The following is a 17,826-nucleotide window of genomic DNA, read 5'->3' as shown; positions in this document are numbered from 1 at the left end:
AAGTGACTCAGTAGCGCGGGCGGTTGAACCAGGCGCTGCCGTCGCGGGTCATCATGGCCGCCGCCATGATGCCGCCGAAGGTCATCCACAGGACGGCTGAGATCAGGCCCCCCGAGGAGCTTTCGTTCGCGGCGCCGACCAGGATGAGCAGGCCGACCACTGCGCCCAGGATGCCGTAGACCATCGTCGTGATGCGGACGCCCTGGTGGCCCTTGGAGAGGCGGACGCCGAGGGTGATCGAGAGCGCGGTGAGGCCGAGGAAGATGACGGCGAACAGGAAGAAGATGCCGGCGGCGGCGTGGCCGATGTCACCGAACGGGGTGTCGCCGAAGGTGTCGTCCGTCTTGTTGGACACGTCGTTCGTCACGGCCGCGCCGTACAGGGCGAAGATGCCGACCAGGGCCTGGACGGCGCCCACGATGAACAGGAAGACGCGCGCGGTCTGCATCAGGCCCGGCATCTGCGGCGGCATCACCATGCCGCCGGGGTAACCCGGGTACGCGGGCTGCTGCGGGTAGCCGTACGGCGGCTGCTGCGGCGGTACGCCCTGGGGAGCGGCCGGGTAGCCGTAGCCCGGCGGGTTCTGCGGCGGGGGCGGGGGCGCCTGGCCGTACGGGTTGTTCGGGTCGCCGAAGCTCATGACGGGATTCCTCCGTTGTTCCGTGCGGGGACGACGCGGCCCGAGCGGAGGAAAGTTGGTGTGTGAGCGGTTCGCCCCCCGGCACTGCCCGCGGTACTGCGCAGATCATCGTTCTAAACAAGACATAAGTTTGTCCAGCCGGAAGCTGGATGTGTTGTGCAAGTGCAACTTGGGCGATCATGAGTCGCCCTGGAAGAATGGGAAACATGACCGCCCAGATTCTCGATGGCAAGGCCACCGCCGCAGCGATCAAGTCCGATCTGGCCGTCCGCGTGGCGGCCCTGAAGGAGAAGGGGATCCACCCCGGTCTCGGCACCGTCCTGGTCGGTGAGGACCCCGCCAGCCAGAAGTACGTGGCGGGCAAGCACCGCGACTGCGCTCAGGTGGGCATCGCCTCCATCCAGCGCGAACTGCCCGCCACCGCCACGCAGGAGGAGATCGAGGCGGTCGTCCGGGAGCTGAACGAGGACCCGGAGTGCACCGGCTACATCGTCCAACTCCCGCTCCCCAAGGGCATCGACGAGAACCGGATCCTGACCCTGATGGACCCGGCCAAGGACGCGGACGGGCTGCACCCGACCAACCTCGGCCGTCTGGTGCTCAACGAGCCGGGCCCGCTGCCCTGCACGCCGTACGGGATCATCCAGCTGCTGCGCAAGCACGGTGTGGAGATCAACGGCGCCGAGGTCGTGGTGATCGGCCGCGGTGTCACCATCGGGCGCCCGATGCCGCTGCTGCTGACCCGCCGCTCCGAGAACGCGACGGTGACGCAGTGCCACACCGGCACCCGCGACCTCGCCGCCCATCTGCGCCGGGCCGACATCATCGTGGCCGCCGCCGGGGTGCCGCACCTGGTCAAGCCCGAGGACGTCAAGCCGGGCGCGGCCGTCCTCGACGTCGGCGTCAGCCGCGACGAGAACGGCAAGATCCTCGGGGACGTGCACCCCGGGGTCACCGAGGTGGCGGGCTGGATCTCCCCCAACCCGGGCGGCGTCGGCCCGATGACCCGCGCACAGCTGCTGGTGAACGTCGTAGAAGCGGCGGAGCGCGGCGTGGCCGCGAGCTGACCGGAAGGGAACTGGGCATGGACGCCGATACGAGTACGGGGGACGGCGGCACCGGCGGGGGCGACCCCGCCGAGCCGCCGGCGAGCGGCGCCCAGCCGTCCCCAGGGGCCACGACGGGCAAGCCGTCCCGCAAGGGCTCCCGGCGGTTCCCCTCGGTCACACGGGACACCGCGCGGCCCGAGGGCGGCGGGCGGGCGGCCTCCGGTGCCTCGCCCGCACCCGCGCGCCAGTGGCCGCTGCTGACCGTGCTCGGGTCGACGGGGCTCGGGCTGCTGCTCGTCTCCGTGGACCTGTTCCGGGTCGGGCTGATCATCATCGGCCTGGCCCTGCTGGCGGGCGGTGTGCTGCGCTGGATGCTGCCGTCGGTGGGCATGCTGGCGGTGCGCTCCCGGTTCACCGACATCACCACGTACGGCTCGCTCGGCGTCCTGATCGTGCTGCTCGCGCTGGTGGCGCAGCCCAGGCCCTGGCTGGACATCCCGCTCCTGGAGGATGCGGTCCGGTTCACGGTGCGCTGATCCACCGTGCGCTGAGCGGGCGCGGGTGAACGCCTGCGCGCCCCCGTGCGTACATCTGTACGTAAACCCGTGCGTAATCCGTAGACAAAACAGAACGGCGCCCGTCCTCTCCCCCGTGGGACGACGGGCGCCGTCTGTCCCCCGTGGACGTAAGAGTCATGGACGCGCCAAGGCGGCTACAAGGGAAGCCGGAGGCCTGTGGCGCGGAGGTGACCGTTCCGCAACTGTGTGTGCGTCGGGCAACAGCCGCCCCCGGGCGGCGGGGGCCTTGGTGACGGCACCCCGCGCCGATGGGAGGATGGGGGCCGAACAGGGACCAAGGGCGCGTCGGGGGGCGGCACGGTCTCGGGGGTGCATCGGGCACGTATGGGGGGACAAGGGGGAAGCACATGCCTCGCTGGAAGGCGCTGCCGGAAGAACTCGACCCACAGGTCAGGGAGTTCGCGAGCCAGCTGCGCAGGCTGGTCGACCGCAGCGGACTGAGCCTCGCGGCGGTCGCCGACCGCACCGGCTACAGCAAGACCTCGTGGGAGCGCTATCTGGGCGGACGGCTGCTCGCGCCCAAGGGCGCGATCGTCGCGCTCGCCGAGGTCACCGGCACCAATCCCATCCATCTGACCACCATGTGGGAGCTGGCGGAGCGGGCCTGGAGCCGCGCCGAGATGCGCCACGACCTGACCATGGAGCAGATCCGGATATCCCAGGCGCGGGCGGCGCTGGGTGAGTTCGGCCCGCCCCCCGGGGGCGGCGGGCCGCAGAGCCCGGTGCCCCAGCGCGCCGAGCCGCTGCCGACCACGCCCCGGCCGTCCGGGCCCGGTGTCCCCGTGGCCGAGCCGGGTGCGGGCCGACGCGTGCCGCCGCAGGGCCCGAACCGGGGCCCGGGCGGTGGGGACGGACGGGGGACCGGCGGGCGGCGCAGACTGGCGATGTTCGTGGCGGGCGTCGTCGGCGCCCTGCTCGTCATCGCCGCGGCCGTGCTGCTCACCGATCTGGGTGGCGGCAGCGACGACAAGGCGGCCCCGACGCCCTCGCCGACGCCCAGCACCTCGGCGCCCTCGCTGCCCGCGGGAGTGAAGTGCGCCCGCGACAGCTGCACCGGGCAGGACCCGGAAGTGATGGGGTGCGGCGGCGCGTTCGCCAAGACCGTGGCATCCGCGAAGATCGGCGCCACGCTGGTGCAGGTCCGCTACAGCCAGACCTGCCAGGCCGCCTGGGCCCGCATCCAGCAGGCCGCGCCCGGCGACAAGGTGCAGATCAGCGCGGGCACCACGGCGGGCGGGAGCGGGACGGTGGACGCGGACAAGGAGGCGTACACCAAGATGCTCGCGGTCGACGGCCCGACGTCGGCGAAGGCGTGCGCGACCCTCGTCTCCGGCAAGAAGGGCTGCACGGTACGGCAGTGAGCCGCCCGGAGTACGGGGTGAGGCGTCCCACAGGGGGGTGGGGGTTAGGGGTGGCCGGGGTCGGATAGCCTGACCGCTGGATATCTCTTCACGTCAAGATTCAGTTCGGTTTCCTCCCGGCAGGTCCGGGGAGCACCGAGCGGGACCTTGACGTGAAGAGATAGCCGGAACTAGGGGCTACCCCCCACCACCTGCTGTTCTAAACGGAGATCGCCATGACCCGCACTCCCGTGAATGTCACCGTCACCGGCGCGGCCGGACAGATCGGCTACGCGCTGCTCTTCCGTATCGCCTCCGGTCACCTGCTCGGCGCGGACGTGCCGGTCAACCTCCGTCTCCTGGAGATCCCGCAGGGCCTGAAGGCCGCCGAGGGCACCGCCATGGAGCTCGACGACTGCGCCTTCCCGCTGCTGCGCGGCATCGAGATCACCGACGACCCGAACGTCGCGTTCGACGGCGCCAACGTGGCGCTGCTCGTCGGCGCCCGTCCGCGGACGAAGGGCATGGAGCGCGGCGACCTGCTCTCCGCCAACGGCGGCATCTTCAAGCCGCAGGGCAAGGCCATCAACGACAACGCCGCGGACGACATCAAGGTCCTCGTCGTCGGCAACCCGGCCAACACCAACGCCCTCATCGCGCAGGCGGCGGCCCCGGACGTGCCGGCCGAGCGCTTCACCGCGATGACCCGTCTGGACCACAACCGGGCGATCTCGCAGCTCGCGAAGAAGACCGGCGCGGCCGTCTCGGACATCAAGCGACTGACGATCTGGGGCAACCACTCGGCCACCCAGTACCCGGACGTCTTCCACGCCGAGGTCGCCGGGAAGAACGCCGCCGAGCTCGTCAACGACGAGGCGTGGCTGGCCGACACCTTCATCCCGACCGTCGCCAAGCGCGGCGCCGCGATCATCGAGGCCCGTGGCGCGTCCTCGGCCGCCTCCGCCGCCAACGCCGCCATCGACCACGTGCACACGTGGGTCAACGGCACCGCCGAGGGCGACTGGACCTCCATGGGTATCCCGTCCGACGGCTCCTACGGCGTCCCCGAGGGCCTCATCTCGTCCTTCCCGGTCACGGTCAAGAACGGCAAGTACGAGATCGTCCAGGGCCTGGAGATCAACGACTTCTCGCGCGCCCGCATCGACGCGTCGGTGCAGGAGCTCAAGGAAGAGCGCGACGCCGTGCGCGAGCTCGGCCTGATCTGAGCCCACGCTCGCCGGTCGGAGGCCGGCCGGCTCCACGAAGCCTGTGAGGTCCCCCGGGGCCGAGCAGTGCGAGCGGACCAATCAAGAACGGCGCGCGACGCCGTGCGCGAGCTCGGCCTCATTCAGCAGTACCTGAGCCTCGGCTCGCCCACCACCCCCGGCAGCCCCACCAGGCCGCCGGGGGTGGTCTTTTTGGCGTACGACACGGAGGGCGCCCCTCCTTTACGCTGTGGCCTTGGTCACAGGCAACTCGTCTGTAGCCGTGGGGAGTTCGCTCATCGGGGGGACCGTTGACGCAGACCTACCTGCCGCAGCAGCCGGGCCGGCCGGAGCCGGGCGGTCCGGCCGGTCCGAGGGCGCCCGGCACGAGCGAGGCCACCCGGCTGCTGTGCGCCGGCGCGTATCTGGACGGGGCCTTCCGCGACGCCGTCATCGACGAGCTGTACGTCCACGAGGAGCGCATCGCCGCCCCCTCGCTCGGCATCGACGCGGCGCGCGTGCTGGCGCACGCCCTGCGCGCCCGGCGCCTGGAGATCGGCTGGTCCGCCGCCATCGTGCTGCTGTGGATCGTGGCCGTCCCGCTCACCCAGTGGCTGATCCTGCTCTACCTCCCGGCGTTCTTGCTCTTCACCCTGGCGGGCTGGATCCGCGGGCCCCTGGAGCGGCCGCTCTGGTACCGCAGGATCGCCGCCTGGTACGTGCGCTGGACCGGGTGGGCGTTCTACCTGTGGGCCCTGGTGATCCTCCTCGTCCCCGCCCTGGAGGGCGGCTCGGCGGCGCTCCCGGGGCTGCCCGGGCCCCTCGGCAGCCGTCCCTCCGGCGACGAACGCATCCAGGCCTGGTGCGCGCTCGTACTGCCGCTGCTGCTCGCGTGGGCGGTCGCCATGCAGCGCGGCCAGTTCGCCAAGTCGCTCACCGAGGAGCTGTCCAGACCCCGGTTCCCGGGGCTCGACGCCGACCCGGCCGAGGCGGCGGACGGCGTCCGGTTCCGGCGCCTGTCCCGCCGCATCCGCGCCGAGCAGCACGCGCCGCTGGTGCTCTACCGCGTCGCCAACCCGTTCTGCGGCGCCGGACGGCCGTACGAGCCATGGTCCCTCTCCGTCGAGCTGCGGCCCGGCAAGGACCGGGAGCCGGACCCGCTCGACAACAGCGCGATCCTGCGCCGGATCGTCCCGCTCCTGGAGGCGCTGCGCGTCCCGTCCCCGCACGGCTCGCCGGAGCTCGCCGACGCGGTCCGCGACCGGCTGCGGGACCTGGAGCTCGACGAGATCGTGTTCCTGCCGGTCGTCGGGCTGCCGACCCGCGCCGACGCCCCGTACACCGCCCGCGCCTTCGAGGAGCACCGCGCGCACGCGATCGAGGAGGGCGGCGAGACCCGGCGGCACTTCCTGCGGATCCGGGTCGGCGGCTGGGGCGAGGAGATCGTCACCACGGTCTTCGTACGGGTCCACACCCAGGGCGGGATGCTGATGCTGGAGGTCGCCCCGCACGTGCTGCGCCCGGTGAAGCGGCTGTACCAGGACGCCGACCGGGTCGCCCACCGCTACCGGCACAACAACCGCTTCGGCAAGGCCGCCTGGGCGATGGGGCACACCCCGGCCGCCGCCGGGCGCGCGGTGCTCACGCTGTGGCGCGGGGCCGTATCGCTGTGGCGGCTGGCCACCGGAGGGCACGGCAGGGCGCTGCCGGAGGGGCCGGTCCGGGCGGTGCGCGAGCTCGGCTCCGACAACGACGCCTCGCTCTTCCAGGAGATGGACGTCAGCCGCTATCTGAAGTCGATTCAGGACCGGGTGAACAACGGGGTGCGGCTCGCGCTCCAGGAGGCGGGCTGGGAGACGGACGAGTTCGTCCAGAAGATCGTCAACGTTGCCGAGGGGGCGACGTTCATCGAGACCGCCAGGGGAGCCATCGCCATCGGCAACCGCAACACGGTGGTCAACCGAACGGGCAGAGCGGGAACGGGAGGCGGCCGTGGCGACGGATGACGGGCAGGGGAAGCGGCGGGGCGGGATCAGTATCGGCAGTGTGGTGGGCGCGATGGCGATCGGCGACCACAACACCGTGACCAACCAGCAGGGCGGCGCGCCGGCCGACCCGGTGCAGGCCGAACTCCTCGAAGCGATACGTGAGTTGCGCACCGACCTCGCCCGGGTGGTCGCGGGCGAGCGCACCCGGGCACTCGACGGCGCGGCGGCCGACGCGGAGGCCGAGATCGCCGCGGCGGGCGCGGCGAGCCCGGGGCGCCTCGCCCGGCTGCGCCAGGCGCTCGCCGACGCGGAGGGCCTCACCGGCGTCCTCGCCTCGGCGGCCGCCGTCGGCCGGACGGTCGCCACGCTCCTGGGCGGCTGAGCCATGAGCGCACGACGTGGTGGGGGCGCCCACTGGAACGACGAGACGCAGAGCTGGGAGCAGGGCGGCTCCCCGCCGCGTCGGGGCGCCGGAGCGGCTCCCCGGCCACCGGATCCGCCTGCCGCCCCGCCCTCGTCGCCGCCGCCCCTGCCGCCGCAGCCGCCGGGGTCCGCGCCGGCCTGGCTGAGCCCGGGCTCCGGGCCGTCGCCGGGCGCGTATCACGAGGCGGAGACCCAGGGGGCGTACGATCTGCCGCGCGATCCGGCGCACCCGCCCCCGTACGCGCCACTGGACCCCGGGCGGCGCAGGCAGCGGGCGGTCGTCGCGGCGGTCGCGGCCGCCGTCCTCGCGGGCGGTCTGGCCGGCGGCTGGCTGATGTGGGGCAGGGACGGCGGCTCGGGGAGCGGGGGAGCGGCGGGCGCCTCGTCCTCCGCGTCGGTGGGGACCGACCCCTCCGGGACGCCGACGGACAGCCCGACGGACACGCCCACGGACACTCCCAGCGACACGCCCACCGACAGCGCGTCGCCCGAGAGGAGCCCCGTCGCCGTACCGGACGGCTTCCACCGGGTGGCGGACCCGCTCGGCTGGAGCGTCGCCGTACCGGCCACCTGGACCCGTACCGAGGAGCGCAGCAGCGCCCTCTACCGCTCGCCCGACCGGCGGTATCTGCTCCAGATGTTCCGGCTGACGGAACCGGGCATCACCCCGTACGAGGCGCTGCGCGTCACCTCGGCCAACCTCGCCTCCAACCACGGCTACCAGGAGGTCTCGCTGCGCCGGATGGCCGAGGTGACCACCACGGACGCGGCCGAGCTGGTCTACGCGTACGACCGCACCGACCCGGCGGAGCGCATCCAGGGCGTCGCCCGCTCCTTCGTCGCCGGGAACGGGTTGCCGTACACGGTGCTGGTGTACGGCCCCGTCGACGACTGGCCCGCGCAGCTCGGGGTGCTGAACGCGGTGCTCGGCACGTTCGCGCCGGGCTGAGAGAGGGTGGCCCCGGCTCAGCCCGTGCGCAGCTGCTCCGCGACCTCCCGTACCGCCTTCATCGCGCGGCGCTGGAGCAGCGGCCCGAACGTGATGCGGGCGGCGCCCAGTTCGCCGAGTCGGCGCGGGGTCGGGCCGTCCGCGAGCGCGACCTGGTTGACCGGAGCCGGCACGGCGGCGGCGATCTTCGGCAGGTGCTCGGCGGGCGCCCCGTACGGGTAGACGCAGTCGGCGCCCGCCGCCACGTACGCGCGCGCCCGCGTGATCGTGGCGTCCAGGTCGGTGACGCCCTCGATGTACGTGTCCACGCGCGCGTTGATGAAGAGCCGGTCCCCGGCCTCCGCGCGCACCTCCGCCAGCCAGTCGGCGTGGCGCGCCGGGTCCTTGAGGGCGCCGTCGGCCGAGTCCTCCAGGTTGCAGCCGACCGCGCCGGTGTCGAGCAGCCGGGCCACCAGCTCCTTGGGGGCGAGGCCGTAGCCGCCCTCGACGTCCGCCGAGACCGGCACGGAGACGGCCCGGACGATCCGGGCGACCGCCGCGAACATCTCGTCGCCGGGCGTCTCGCCGTCCGCGTAGCCCAGCGACGCGGCGACCCCCGCGCTCGGCGTGGAGAGCGCGGGAAAGCCCGCCTCCTCGAAGATCCGGGCGCTGGCCGCGTCCCACGGGCCGGGCAGGATCAGGGGGTCGCCCGGGGCGCGCCCGTGGTGCAGGGCGCGGAAGGAGGCGACGGGGGTCAGCTGTGCCATTCGGTCTCTCCGGGTGCGGTTCGCCGGGCCACCATCAGCCGGTTCCAGCTGTTGATGGCGGTGATCGCGGCGATGAGGTGGGCCAGTTGGGTCTCGTCGAAGTGCTTGGCCGCCAGCTCGTACAGCTCGTCGGGAACGAAACCGTCGGTCAGAACCGTTATGCCCTCGGTGAGGGCGAGGGCCGCACGCTCGCGCTCGCTGAAGCGGTCACCCGCCTCCCGCCAGGCCGCGACGAGATCGAGCCGTCCCTCGGTCTCGCCGTGGTCGCGCGCGAGGTCGAGGTGCATGTCGAGGCAGAACGCGCAGTGGTTGAGCTGCGAGGCGCGGACCATGACCAGCTCCGTCAGGGTCGGGTCGAGCGCCTTCTTGGCGGCCGCGCTCACACCCGCCAGCGCCCGGTAGACCTCCTGCGGAACCTGCCAGGCGCGCGCGGTCACTTGTACATCCCCGGGGTGTAGTGGCCCGGGGTCATCCGGGTGGTGACGCCGAAGCGGTTCCAGGCGTTGATCACCGTGATCGCGGCGATCAGATGACCCAGCTCGGTCGCGTCGAACTGCGCGGCGGCCTTCGCGTACACCTCGTCCGGCACGAAGCCGTCGGTGAGGACGGTGATCGCCTCGGTCAGTTCGATCGCCGCCAGCTCCTTCTCGGTGTAGAAGTGCTGCGACTCGCCCCAGGCGCTGAGCTGCACGATGCGTTCGACCGACTCGCCCGCCGCGAGCGCGTCCTTGGTGTGCATGTCGAGGCAGAACGCGCAGTGGTTGAGCTGCGAGGCACGGATCTTGACCAGCTCGTGGATCACCGGGTCCACCCCGCGTCCCGCCGCGGCCTCCAGCTTGACCATGGCCTTGTAGACCTCCGGGGCGGCCTTGGCCCAGTGCAGGCGGGGGGCCTGCTCGGCCGCGTAAGGGGCGTCCTTGCCGTCCTTGATCTCGTTGCTCTCGCTCACCGTGTTCCCGTTCGTCGTCATGGAAGTGACGGTACGCGGCACATGTCACACGGGTATGGTCCATTTTCATGGTGGAATCCTGGGCCACTTCCTCCGGAACTCCGGCCAAAGTCTTCGGTGTCGACCTCCATGTGGAGGTGGGCGCGGGCGGGCTGCGCGCCGGCCTCATGGACGCGCTGCGCGAGGCCGTACGGGGCGGCAGGCTCACCCCCGGCGCCCGGCTGCCCTCGTCGCGCTCGCTCGCCGCGGACCTGGGCATCGCGCGCAACACGGTCGCCGACGCGTATGCCGAACTCGTCGCCGAGGGCTGGCTCACCGCCCGCCAGGGCTCCGGGACCCGGGTCGCCCAGCGGACCGCGCCGCGCCGCCCCCAGCCGTCCGGACCCCGGCTCCCGGCGCGCCGCACCCCCGCGTACAGCCTGATCGCGGGCAGCCCCGACCTGGCGTCCTTTCCGCGCGCCGAGTGGCTGAAGGCGTCCCGGCGGGCGCTGACGGCCGCGCCCCACGAGGCCTTCGGCTACGGCGACCCGCGCGGCCGCATCGAGCTGCGCACGGTCCTGGCCGACTATCTGGCGAGGGCGCGCGGGGTCCACGCCGACCCCGAGCGGATCGTCGTCTGCGCGGGCTTCGTACACGGCCTGATGCTGCTCGGGCGGGTGCTGCGGGCGCGCCGCGTCCGCGAGATCGGCGTCGAGTCGTACGGCCTCGATGTGCACCGGGACCTGCTGGCGCGGGCGGGCCTGCGCACCCCGGCGCTGCCGTTCGACGAACACGGGACGCTGACGGGCGAGTTGGGGGAGGCGAAGGGCCTGGGGGCGGTGCTGTTGACACCCGCGCACCAGTTCCCGGTAGGGGTCGCGCTGCCGCCGGACCGGCGCGCCGCGGTCGTCGACTGGGCGCGGGCCACGGACGGGCTGATCCTGGAGGACGACTACGACGGCGAGTTCCGCTACGACCGCCAGCCCGTCGGCGCGCTCCAGGGCCTGGACCCCGAGCACGTCGTGTACCTCGGCACCGCCAGCAAGTCGCTCGCGCCCGGGCTGCGGCTGGCGTGGATGGTGCTGCCCGAACGGCTGGCGGGGGAGGTGGCGGAGACGAAGGGGGACGTGGACTGGTCGTGCGGCGCGCTCGACCAGCTGACCCTCGCCGAGTTCATCGCCTCGGGCGCGTACGACCGCCATGTGCGGGGGATGCGGCTTCGCTACCGGCGCCGGCGCGACCAGTTGGTGGCGGCGCTGGCCGAGCGGGCGCCGGAGGTCCGCGTCAGCGGGATCGCGGCGGGCCTGCACGCCGTCCTGGAGCTGCCTCCGGGCACCGAGCGCGCGGTCATCCAGGCCGCGGCCTGGCAGGGCCTGGCCCTCCAGGGCCTCTCCGCCTTCCGCCACCCGAGCACGCCCGCGGCCCGGGATGCGCTGGTGGTGGGGTATGCGGCGCCGGCGGACAGTGGGTGGGCGGGGGCGTTGGATGCGCTGTGCAGGGTGCTGCCGTAGCCCCCACCCCGCCCGTTCCCTGAACCCTCCGGGGGTGGGTGGGGGTTGAGGCCCGTTTCCCGGGGCTGCGCCCCGGACCCCGTTTGTCTGCGGGGCGGTGGGGGCCGGCCCTTCGGGGGTGCGTGTTCGTCTGCGGGTTCGGTGGGGGCTGCTCGCGCAGTTCCCCGCGCCCCTTTTTGGTCCGGTGTTTGTCTGCGGGTGGGGTGTGGTTGCTCGCGCAGTTCCCCGCGCCCCTAAGAGCGCCCCTTCGGGGCGCCCCAGGGGATGCCGCGCAGCGGCACTCAAGGGGCGCGGGGAACTGCGCGACCAGCCACACCCCACCCGCAGACGAACGGGGTCCGGGGCGGGGGCGCAGCCCCAGCGGGGGTCCGGGGGCAAAGCCCCCGTGAGCGGGGTGCAGGGGCCGCAGGCCCCGCAAGCGGGTGCAGGGGCGCAGCCCGCCCGGGGTCCGGGGGCGTAGCCCCCGGGAGAGCCACCTCAACCACCCACCCACCCCCGGAGGGTTTAGGGAAGGGGCGGGGAGGGGCACCTACACCGCGCCCTCCCCCGGCGCCTCCCCGAACCGCGCCAGCGCCAGCGCCCCCGCGACGGCCACCGCGAACCCCGTGACCGCCAGCCACCCCAGCCCGGATCGCGTGTGGTCGCCCAGCCACACCACCCCCACCAGTGCGGGCCCGATCGTCTCGCCGAGCACCATCCCCGCCGTCGCCGTCGTCACCGACCCCCGCTGGAGCGCCGACGTCAGCAGCAAGAAGGCCGCGCCCCCGCCCAGCAGCAGCGCGTACAACGCCGGATTGGTGAGGTCGACGGAGTCGATGAGCCGCACCGCGACCTCGACCACTCCGAACCCGCACCCCGCCCCGAGCCCGAGCACCAGCGCCCGCGCCCGTCCCGGCAGCCGCCCGGCGACCGCCCCGGCCAGCAGGATCGCGGCCGCGACCGCGAGCAGCGCCCAGGGCAGCGCGGCGGGCCCGTCCTCGTGGCCCTCCTTGCCGGAGGCGAGTCCCAGCATCGCGAGCCCGGCGCAGACGACCCCCACGGCCGCCCACTCCGTACCGGAGAGCCGCACCGCCAGCACCCGCGCCGCGACCACCGCCGTCACCGCGAGCGATGCGGCGAGCGCCGCCCCGACCGCGTAGATCGGGACCGCCCGCAGCGCCACGATCTGGAGGACGAACCCGAGGCCGTCGAGACCGAGCCCGGCGAGGTAGCGCCACTGCCGCACGGCCCGCAGCAGCAGCGCGGGATCGACCCCGGCGTCCCGGGCGGTTCCGGTCCCCGAAGCGGCCCGGGCCGCGACGGCCTGCAGAACGGTCGCGGTGCCGTAGCAGACTGCCGACCCCAGCGCGCAGATCATCCCAAAGAGCACAGACGGACTGTAATGGAAGGGAGTCCAGGGAGCGGGGGCGAACGGATTCCGCTTCCCGGATGGCCGGGAACTAGGGTGTGGCCGGTTCGCGTCCCAGACATACGTACGAGATCACGAGGGGGAGGCCCGCACATGCGCAGATTCCGGTCCACGACGGTGGTGCTCGGCGGCATGGGGGTGCTCGCCGCCACGCTGACGGCGTGCTCCCACGAGCCGGACCGCCGCTGCGTCGAGCCCGTCTCGCACAAGGAGCTCCCGAAGTACGAGTGCAAGAGCGGCGGCCACGGCTCGTACTACTACGGCGGCTACACCCGCAACGGCGCCGTCTACGGCGGCTCTTTCAACAGGTCCGGCTCAGGTTCCTCCGGCTCCTCCGGCACCTCGGGTTCGTCCACCTCCTCCGGCTCCTCCGGCGGCGTCGACCGGGGCGGCTTCGGCGGCCACTCCGGCTCGGGCGGCGGCTGACCGATGCAGCGCCACCGCATCGACCCGCGCCCCGGCTGGCAGCAGACCGTCGAGGCCCAGGGCCTGATCTACCCCCTCACCCGCTACCCGGACGACTCGCTGCGCCCGTACTGGGACGAGAGCGCGTACTACTCCTTCACGCTCCCCGAGGTCGAGGCGCTGGAGGAAGCCGTCGAGGAGCTGCACGGGATGTGCCTCGCGGCGGCCGCGCACATCGTCGAGCGGAACCGTTTCGCGGACCTCGGCATCACCGCCCCGGCGCTCGTCGCCCGGGTGGCCGAATCCTGGCACCGCCGCTCCGAACTCCCGTCCATATACGGCCGCTTCGACCTGCGGTACGACGGTACGGGCCCGGCCAAGATGCTGGAGTACAACGCCGACACCCCCACCTCGCTGGTCGAGGCGGCGAGCCCGCAGTGGTTCTGGATGGAGGAGCGCTTCCCGGGCGCCGACCAGTGGAACTCGCTCCACGAACGCCTGATCGCCGCCTGGAAGCGGCAGGCCCCGCTGCTCCCGCCCGGCCCGCTCCACTTCGCCCACTCGGACGACGACGAGCTCGGCGAGGACCTGATGACCGTCGCGTATCTGCGCGAGACGGCCGAGCAGGCGGGCATCGAGACGGCGGCCCTCTCGGTGGAACGGATCGGCTGGGACAGCCTGACCGGCCGCTTCGTCGACGACCGCCTCCGGTTCATCCGCAGCTGCTTCAAGCTCTACCCGTGGGAGTGGCTGACCACGGACCGGTTCGCCCCGCAGGTCCTGGAGACCCTGGACAACGGCGGCGGCACCGGCAGCACCTGCTGGATCGAGCCCGCCTGGAAGATGCTGCTCTCCAACAAGGCGCTGCTCGCGATCCTCTGGGAGCTGTTCCCCGGCCATCCGAACCTGCTCCCGGCGTATCTGGACGGCCCGCGCGAGCTGGCCCGCACCGCCGGATACGTCTCCAAGCCGCTGCTCGGCCGGGAGGGCGCCGGGGTCGAGATCCACGCCCCGGGCGCGCCGCCCGTCCTGCGCGACGAACCCGCCTGCTACCAGGCCCTCTCCCCGCTCCCGGACCTGGGGGTCCCCCCAGGCCATTCGGGCACTGGGGGAGGGAACCGGGTCGTCCTCGGCGCCTGGGTCGTCGAGGACGAGGCGGCGGGCCTGGGCATCCGGGAGTCCTCGGGCCCGGTCACGGACGAGTACGCACGGTTCATCCCGCATGTGATCCGCTAGCCGGGGCCGGGGCCCCTGCCGCCCCTCACTCCGCGATGTAGTCGCGCAGCGGCGCGGGCCTCAGCCCCGCCGCGTCGAGCGTCGTCAGATCCGGGTGGTCGACCGTGTGGTTCTCGATCCGCGAGGGTCCGTGGTCGAGGAGCGTCCGGAAGTACCCGGCGTCGTACGAGTACGCTCCTGGCAGCACGAACAGCGAAGCCGGCACCTGCCGTTCGAGCAGCAGCCGCTGTGCGGCCGGGTCGTGGTTCCAGCCGTCGTCGATCGTGCTGAGGACGACCGGCTTCCCGGTCTGGACGTGCGTCACGACGGGCACCGGCTCGGGCCGGTCCGCCCGCGCGGGCCCGGCCGGTCCGACGAGCACCAGCAGAGGAACGAGCAGGGCGAACGCGGCACGGGCCGCGGAGGCGACGCGCGCTGTGCGGGGTCTCGGCGTGGCGGCATCGCTGGTCTGGACCATTGGATGGTCAACGGTCCTGCCGCAGAAGCCAGTCGTACCGGCGACCGGCCGGGCCCCCGCACAGCCTGCCCGGGACTACTCCTGCGCCAGCACCGCCCGCAGCTGGTCGAGCCCCCAGTCCAGGTCCTCCTTGCTGATCACCAAGGGCGGGGCGATCCGGATCGTCGAGCCATGGGTGTCCTTGACCAGGACGCCCCGGGCCATCAGCTGCTCGGAGATCTGCCGCCCCGTCCCGTGCGACGGGTTGATGTCGACGCCCGCCCACAGACCGCGCCCGCGCACCGCCTCCACCGCCCCGGTACCGGCCAGCAGGCCCAGCTCGTGGTGGAGGTGCTCACCGAGCTCGGTCGCCCGCTGCTGGTACTCACCGGTGCGCAGCATCGCGATGACCTCCAGGCCGACCGCACACGCCAGCGGGTTGCCGCCGAAGGTCGACCCGTGCTCGCCGGGGCGGAACACCCCGAGCACCTCCGCCGAGCCCACCACCGCCGAGACCGGCACGACCCCGCCGCCGAGCGCCTTGCCCAGTACATACAGATCGGGCACCACGTCCTCGTGCTCGCACGCGAACGTCTTCCCCGTCCGGCCGAGACCCGACTGGATCTCGTCCGCGATGAACAGCACGTTCCGCTCCTGCGTCAGCTTCCGTACGCCCGGCAGATATCCGTGCGGCGGCACCAGAACCCCGGCCTCGCCCTGGATCGGTTCGAGCAGCACCGCCACGGTGTTCTCCGTGACGGCCGCCGAGAGCGCGGCCAGGTCCCCGTACGGCACGATCTCGAACCCCGGGGTGTACGGCCCGTAGTCCGCGCGGGCCTCCGGGTCCGTGGAGAAACTGACGATCGTGGTCGTGCGCCCGTGGAAGTTGTTGGCGGCGACCACGATCTTCGCCATCCCGTCCGGCACGCCCTTGACCCGGTACCCCCACTTCCGGGCGGTCTTCACGGCCGTCTCGACGGCCTCCGCCCCGGTGTTCATGGGCAGCACCATCTCCTTGCCGCACAACTCGGCGAGCTGCCCGCAGAAGTCGGCGAACCGGTCGTGGTGGAACGCCCTCGACGTCAGGGTCACTCTCTCCAGCTGCGCCTTGGCCGCGTCGATCAGCCTGCGGTTGCCGTGCCCGAAGTTCAGCGCCGAGTACCCGGCGAGCATGTCGAGGAAGCGGCGCCCCTCGACATCGGTCATCCACGCGCCCTCGGCCGAGGCGACGACGACGGGCAACGGATGGTAGTTGTGCGCACTGTGGGCCTCGGCAGAGCGGATGGCGTCCGATGTAGTCGACACGGGGTCTCCGTTTCATCGTGCGGCGTGGGACGGGGGTAGCGTCCAGTTTCCATCGTCGCTCGGATGTTGGACGAGGAAACCTTGATTCCCGATGCGCCCGTTAGGGTGGGTGGTACGTACGGCGACTGGCGAACGGGGAAACGACCCCGGGGAAGCCGTGCGTGACATGCGCACGAGGTGCCGCCCGCCTGGGCACCCGGGACCACGACGGACCCCGGAGGATGCCATGAGCCTGCCCCTTTCCCACCCGGCCCTTTCCGCCACCGACCCCGAACTCGCCGCGCTCGTCGCCGCCGAGGAACGGCTGCAGTCGGACACCCTGCGGCTGATCCCCAGTGAGAACTACGTCTCGCAGGCCGTCCTCGAAGCCTCCGGCACGGTGCTGCAGAACAAGTACAGCGAGGGCTACTCGGGGCGGCGGTACTACGAGGGCCAGCAGAACATCGACCTGGTCGAGACGCTCGCCGTGGAGCGGGCCAAGACGCTGTTCGGCGTCGAGCACGCCAACGTCCAGCCCTACTCCGGCTCGCCCGCCAACCTCGCCGTCTACCTCGCCTTCGCCGAGCCCGGCGACACCGTGATGGGCATGGCCCTGCCGATGGGCGGCCACCTCACCCACGGCTGGGGCGTCTCCGCGACCGGCAAGTGGTTCCGCGGCGTCCAGTACGGCGTCCGCCACGACACCGGCCTGATCGACTTCGACGAGGTACGCGAACTCGCCCTCAAGGAACGACCGAAGATCATTTTCTGCGGCGGCACCGCCCTGCCCCGCACCATCGACTTCGCGGCCTTCGCGGAGATCGCCCGGGAGGCGGGCTCCGTCCTGGTCGCCGACGTCGCGCACATCGCGGGCCTGATCGCCGGTGGCGCCCACCCGTCCCCGGCTCCGCACGCGGACGTGATCTCCACGACCACCCACAAGACCCTGCGCGGCCCGCGTGGCGCGATGCTCATGTCCCGCGAGCAGCACGCCAAGGCCATCGACAAGGCCGTCTTCCCGGGCCTCCAGGGCGGCCCGCACAACCAGACCACCGCCGCGATCGCCGTCGCCCTCCACGAGGCGGCCCAGCCCTCCTTCCGCGACTACGCCCAGGCCGTCGTCGCCAACGCCGGGGTCCTCGCCGAGCAGCTTCTCGCGCGCGGCTTCGACCTGGTCTCGGGCGGTACCGACAACCATCTGATCCTGATGGACCTCACCCCCAAGGAGGTCCCGGGCAAGGTCGCCGCCAAGGCCCTCGACCGGGCCGGGATCGTCGTCAACTACAACACCGTCCCGTACGACCCGAGGAAGCCGTTCGACCCCTCGGGCATCCGGATCGGCACCCCGTCCCTCACCTCCCGCGGGCTCGGTACGCAGCACATGGCGGCCGTGGCCGACTGGATCGACCGGGGCGTCACCGCGGCCCGCACCGGCGACGAGGACGCCCTCGCGGTCATCCGCGCCGAGGTGGCCGAACTGATGGCCGCGTTCCCGGCACCGGGGCTTCCGACGGACTGAGCGCTTCGCCGGAAGTGCCGTCAGGCGGCCGCGGGTCGTCTGTGGCGGGTCGCGCAGTTCCCCGGGGCCCCCCCCGGGGGCGGTGCCGTACTGGCTCAGGCACCACCAACCCAGGCGCCCCGGCAGCCCAAGTTCCCTAATTCCCTGTTCTGGCCCTCCCTTGTGCGTTTCCCGGGGGCTG

At 72.8% G+C, this 17,826-nt stretch carries 18 protein-coding genes and 1 riboswitch; of the genes, 11 read left to right on the top strand and 7 right to left on the bottom strand.

Translation table 11 applies throughout. From position 1 onward, the window contains the following. Positions 1-7: 7 nt before the first annotated feature. Positions 8-640 carry a hypothetical protein gene (locus ACZ499_RS16475; RefSeq protein WP_468675633.1) on the bottom strand — a complete coding sequence of 211 codons (633 nt, stop codon included), beginning with the start codon at positions 638-640 and terminating at the stop codon, positions 8-10. 206 nt (positions 641-846) lie between these two features. Between ACZ499_RS16475 and ACZ499_RS16470 the strand changes: the two genes are divergently transcribed. The 7 genes from ACZ499_RS16470 (at position 847) to ACZ499_RS16440 (ending at position 8,172) form a co-directional block, all read left to right on the top strand. Then, complete coding sequence (locus tag ACZ499_RS16470; protein ID WP_468675632.1) at positions 847-1,707, top strand: bifunctional methylenetetrahydrofolate dehydrogenase/methenyltetrahydrofolate cyclohydrolase; 861 nt, start codon at positions 847-849, stop codon at positions 1,705-1,707. Positions 1,708-1,724: 17 nt separating this feature from the next. Next, the gene (locus tag ACZ499_RS16465; protein WP_468675630.1) at positions 1,725-2,225 is read left to right on the top strand and encodes a DUF3017 domain-containing protein; all 501 of its coding nucleotides are present in this window, start codon (positions 1,725-1,727) and stop codon (positions 2,223-2,225) included. Positions 2,226-2,614: 389 nt separating this feature from the next. After that, positions 2,615-3,628 (top strand): helix-turn-helix domain-containing protein, encoded by a 1,014-nt coding sequence (locus tag ACZ499_RS16460; protein WP_468675627.1) that lies wholly within the window; start codon positions 2,615-2,617, stop codon positions 3,626-3,628. A gap of 215 nt (positions 3,629-3,843) precedes the next feature. Further along, positions 3,844-4,833, top strand: coding sequence for a malate dehydrogenase (locus tag ACZ499_RS16455; RefSeq protein ID WP_385547636.1), 990 nt, complete (start codon positions 3,844-3,846; stop codon positions 4,831-4,833). A 290-nt stretch (positions 4,834-5,123) separates the two neighbouring features. Further along, positions 5,124-6,818 carry a hypothetical protein gene (locus tag ACZ499_RS16450; RefSeq protein ID WP_468675624.1) on the top strand — a complete coding sequence of 565 codons (1,695 nt, stop codon included), beginning with the start codon at positions 5,124-5,126 and terminating at the stop codon, positions 6,816-6,818. Then, on the top strand, positions 6,805-7,182 hold the full coding sequence (locus ACZ499_RS16445; RefSeq protein ID WP_468411387.1) for a hypothetical protein: 378 nt from the start codon (positions 6,805-6,807) through the stop codon (positions 7,180-7,182). The genes ACZ499_RS16450 and ACZ499_RS16445 overlap by 14 nt, the downstream gene beginning before the upstream one ends. A gap of 3 nt (positions 7,183-7,185) precedes the next feature. Continuing rightward, the gene (locus tag ACZ499_RS16440) at positions 7,186-8,172 is read left to right on the top strand and encodes a hypothetical protein (RefSeq protein ID WP_468675623.1); all 987 of its coding nucleotides are present in this window, start codon (positions 7,186-7,188) and stop codon (positions 8,170-8,172) included. A gap of 17 nt (positions 8,173-8,189) precedes the next feature. On the opposite strand, the gene ACZ499_RS16435 is transcribed toward ACZ499_RS16440, so the two are convergent. The 3 genes from ACZ499_RS16435 to ACZ499_RS16425 are packed head-to-tail and all read right to left on the bottom strand — an operon-like array spanning position 8,190 to position 9,888. Beyond that, positions 8,190-8,918, bottom strand: coding sequence for an isocitrate lyase/PEP mutase family protein (locus ACZ499_RS16435; RefSeq protein WP_468675621.1), 729 nt, complete (start codon positions 8,916-8,918; stop codon positions 8,190-8,192). Further along, positions 8,906-9,355: a carboxymuconolactone decarboxylase family protein gene (locus tag ACZ499_RS16430; protein WP_371654295.1), complete on the bottom strand. Its 450-nt coding sequence runs from the start codon at positions 9,353-9,355 to the stop codon at positions 8,906-8,908. Before ACZ499_RS16430 ends, ACZ499_RS16435 begins: the two co-directional genes overlap by 13 nt. Next, positions 9,352-9,888 carry a carboxymuconolactone decarboxylase family protein gene (locus tag ACZ499_RS16425; protein WP_468675618.1) on the bottom strand — a complete coding sequence of 179 codons (537 nt, stop codon included), beginning with the start codon at positions 9,886-9,888 and terminating at the stop codon, positions 9,352-9,354. The genes ACZ499_RS16430 and ACZ499_RS16425 overlap by 4 nt, the downstream gene beginning before the upstream one ends. Positions 9,889-9,935: 47 nt before the next feature. Between ACZ499_RS16425 and pdxR the strand changes: the two genes are divergently transcribed. Continuing rightward, on the top strand, positions 9,936-11,357 hold the full coding sequence (gene pdxR, locus ACZ499_RS16420) for a MocR-like pyridoxine biosynthesis transcription factor PdxR (protein ID WP_468675616.1): 1,422 nt from the start codon (positions 9,936-9,938) through the stop codon (positions 11,355-11,357). Positions 11,358-11,886: 529 nt separating this feature from the next. On the opposite strand, the gene ACZ499_RS16415 is transcribed toward pdxR, so the two are convergent. After that, positions 11,887-12,714 (bottom strand): hypothetical protein, encoded by an 828-nt coding sequence (locus ACZ499_RS16415; protein ID WP_468411528.1) that lies wholly within the window; start codon positions 12,712-12,714, stop codon positions 11,887-11,889. Between the two features lie 144 nt (positions 12,715-12,858). On the opposite strand from ACZ499_RS16415, the gene ACZ499_RS16410 reads away from it, so the two are divergent. Together ACZ499_RS16410 and ACZ499_RS16405 are read left to right on the top strand one after the other, a co-directional pair. After that, entirely contained in the window at positions 12,859-13,191 is a 333-nt protein-coding gene (locus ACZ499_RS16410) for a hypothetical protein (RefSeq protein ID WP_468675615.1), read from the top strand. A 3-nt stretch (positions 13,192-13,194) separates the two neighbouring features. Beyond that, on the top strand, positions 13,195-14,406 hold the full coding sequence (locus tag ACZ499_RS16405; protein WP_468675614.1) for a glutathionylspermidine synthase family protein: 1,212 nt from the start codon (positions 13,195-13,197) through the stop codon (positions 14,404-14,406). A gap of 25 nt (positions 14,407-14,431) precedes the next feature. Here ACZ499_RS16405 and ACZ499_RS16400 read toward each other — a convergent pair whose 3' ends face one another. After that, the gene (locus tag ACZ499_RS16400) at positions 14,432-14,863 is read right to left on the bottom strand and encodes a polysaccharide deacetylase family protein (protein ID WP_468675612.1); all 432 of its coding nucleotides are present in this window, start codon (positions 14,861-14,863) and stop codon (positions 14,432-14,434) included. Between the two features lie 75 nt (positions 14,864-14,938). Further along, complete coding sequence (rocD, locus tag ACZ499_RS16395) at positions 14,939-16,147, bottom strand: ornithine--oxo-acid transaminase (RefSeq protein WP_468411401.1); 1,209 nt, start codon at positions 16,145-16,147, stop codon at positions 14,939-14,941. A gap of 111 nt (positions 16,148-16,258) precedes the next feature. Further along, positions 16,259-16,348, top strand: a riboswitch (ZMP/ZTP riboswitch). A 25-nt stretch (positions 16,349-16,373) separates the two neighbouring features. Here rocD and ACZ499_RS16390 point away from each other — a divergent pair. Beyond that, on the top strand, positions 16,374-17,645 hold the full coding sequence (locus ACZ499_RS16390) for a serine hydroxymethyltransferase (protein ID WP_468675610.1): 1,272 nt from the start codon (positions 16,374-16,376) through the stop codon (positions 17,643-17,645). Positions 17,646-17,826: the final 181 nt, after the last annotated feature.

The sequence above is a fragment of the Streptomyces sp. NPDC031265 genome, from assembly GCF_055570295.1.
The sequence above is the reverse complement of the archived record's forward strand: the minus strand, read 5'-3'. Positions and strand labels throughout refer to the sequence as shown.

Coding starts and splice junctions, on each gene's coding strand:
- ACZ499_RS16410 (WP_468675615.1), top strand. CDS start 12,859: ATGCGCAGATTCCGGTCCACGACGGTGGTGCTCGGCGGCATGGGGGTG.
- ACZ499_RS16470 (WP_468675632.1), top strand. CDS start 847: ATGACCGCCCAGATTCTCGATGGCAAGGCCACCGCCGCAGCGATCAAG.
- ACZ499_RS16435 (WP_468675621.1), bottom strand. CDS start 8,918: ATGGCACAGCTGACCCCCGTCGCCTCCTTCCGCGCCCTGCACCACGGG.
- ACZ499_RS16400 (WP_468675612.1), bottom strand. CDS start 14,863: ATGGTCCAGACCAGCGATGCCGCCACGCCGAGACCCCGCACAGCGCGC.
- ACZ499_RS16390 (WP_468675610.1), top strand. CDS start 16,374: ATGAGCCTGCCCCTTTCCCACCCGGCCCTTTCCGCCACCGACCCCGAA.
- ACZ499_RS16455 (WP_385547636.1), top strand. CDS start 3,844: ATGACCCGCACTCCCGTGAATGTCACCGTCACCGGCGCGGCCGGACAG.
- ACZ499_RS16425 (WP_468675618.1), bottom strand. CDS start 9,888: ATGACGACGAACGGGAACACGGTGAGCGAGAGCAACGAGATCAAGGAC.
- ACZ499_RS16465 (WP_468675630.1), top strand. CDS start 1,725: ATGGACGCCGATACGAGTACGGGGGACGGCGGCACCGGCGGGGGCGAC.
- ACZ499_RS16460 (WP_468675627.1), top strand. CDS start 2,615: ATGCCTCGCTGGAAGGCGCTGCCGGAAGAACTCGACCCACAGGTCAGG.
- ACZ499_RS16440 (WP_468675623.1), top strand. CDS start 7,186: ATGAGCGCACGACGTGGTGGGGGCGCCCACTGGAACGACGAGACGCAG.
- pdxR (WP_468675616.1), top strand. CDS start 9,936: ATGGTGGAATCCTGGGCCACTTCCTCCGGAACTCCGGCCAAAGTCTTC.
- ACZ499_RS16415 (WP_468411528.1), bottom strand. CDS start 12,714: ATGATCTGCGCGCTGGGGTCGGCAGTCTGCTACGGCACCGCGACCGTT.
- ACZ499_RS16405 (WP_468675614.1), top strand. CDS start 13,195: ATGCAGCGCCACCGCATCGACCCGCGCCCCGGCTGGCAGCAGACCGTC.
- ACZ499_RS16475 (WP_468675633.1), bottom strand. CDS start 640: ATGAGCTTCGGCGACCCGAACAACCCGTACGGCCAGGCGCCCCCGCCC.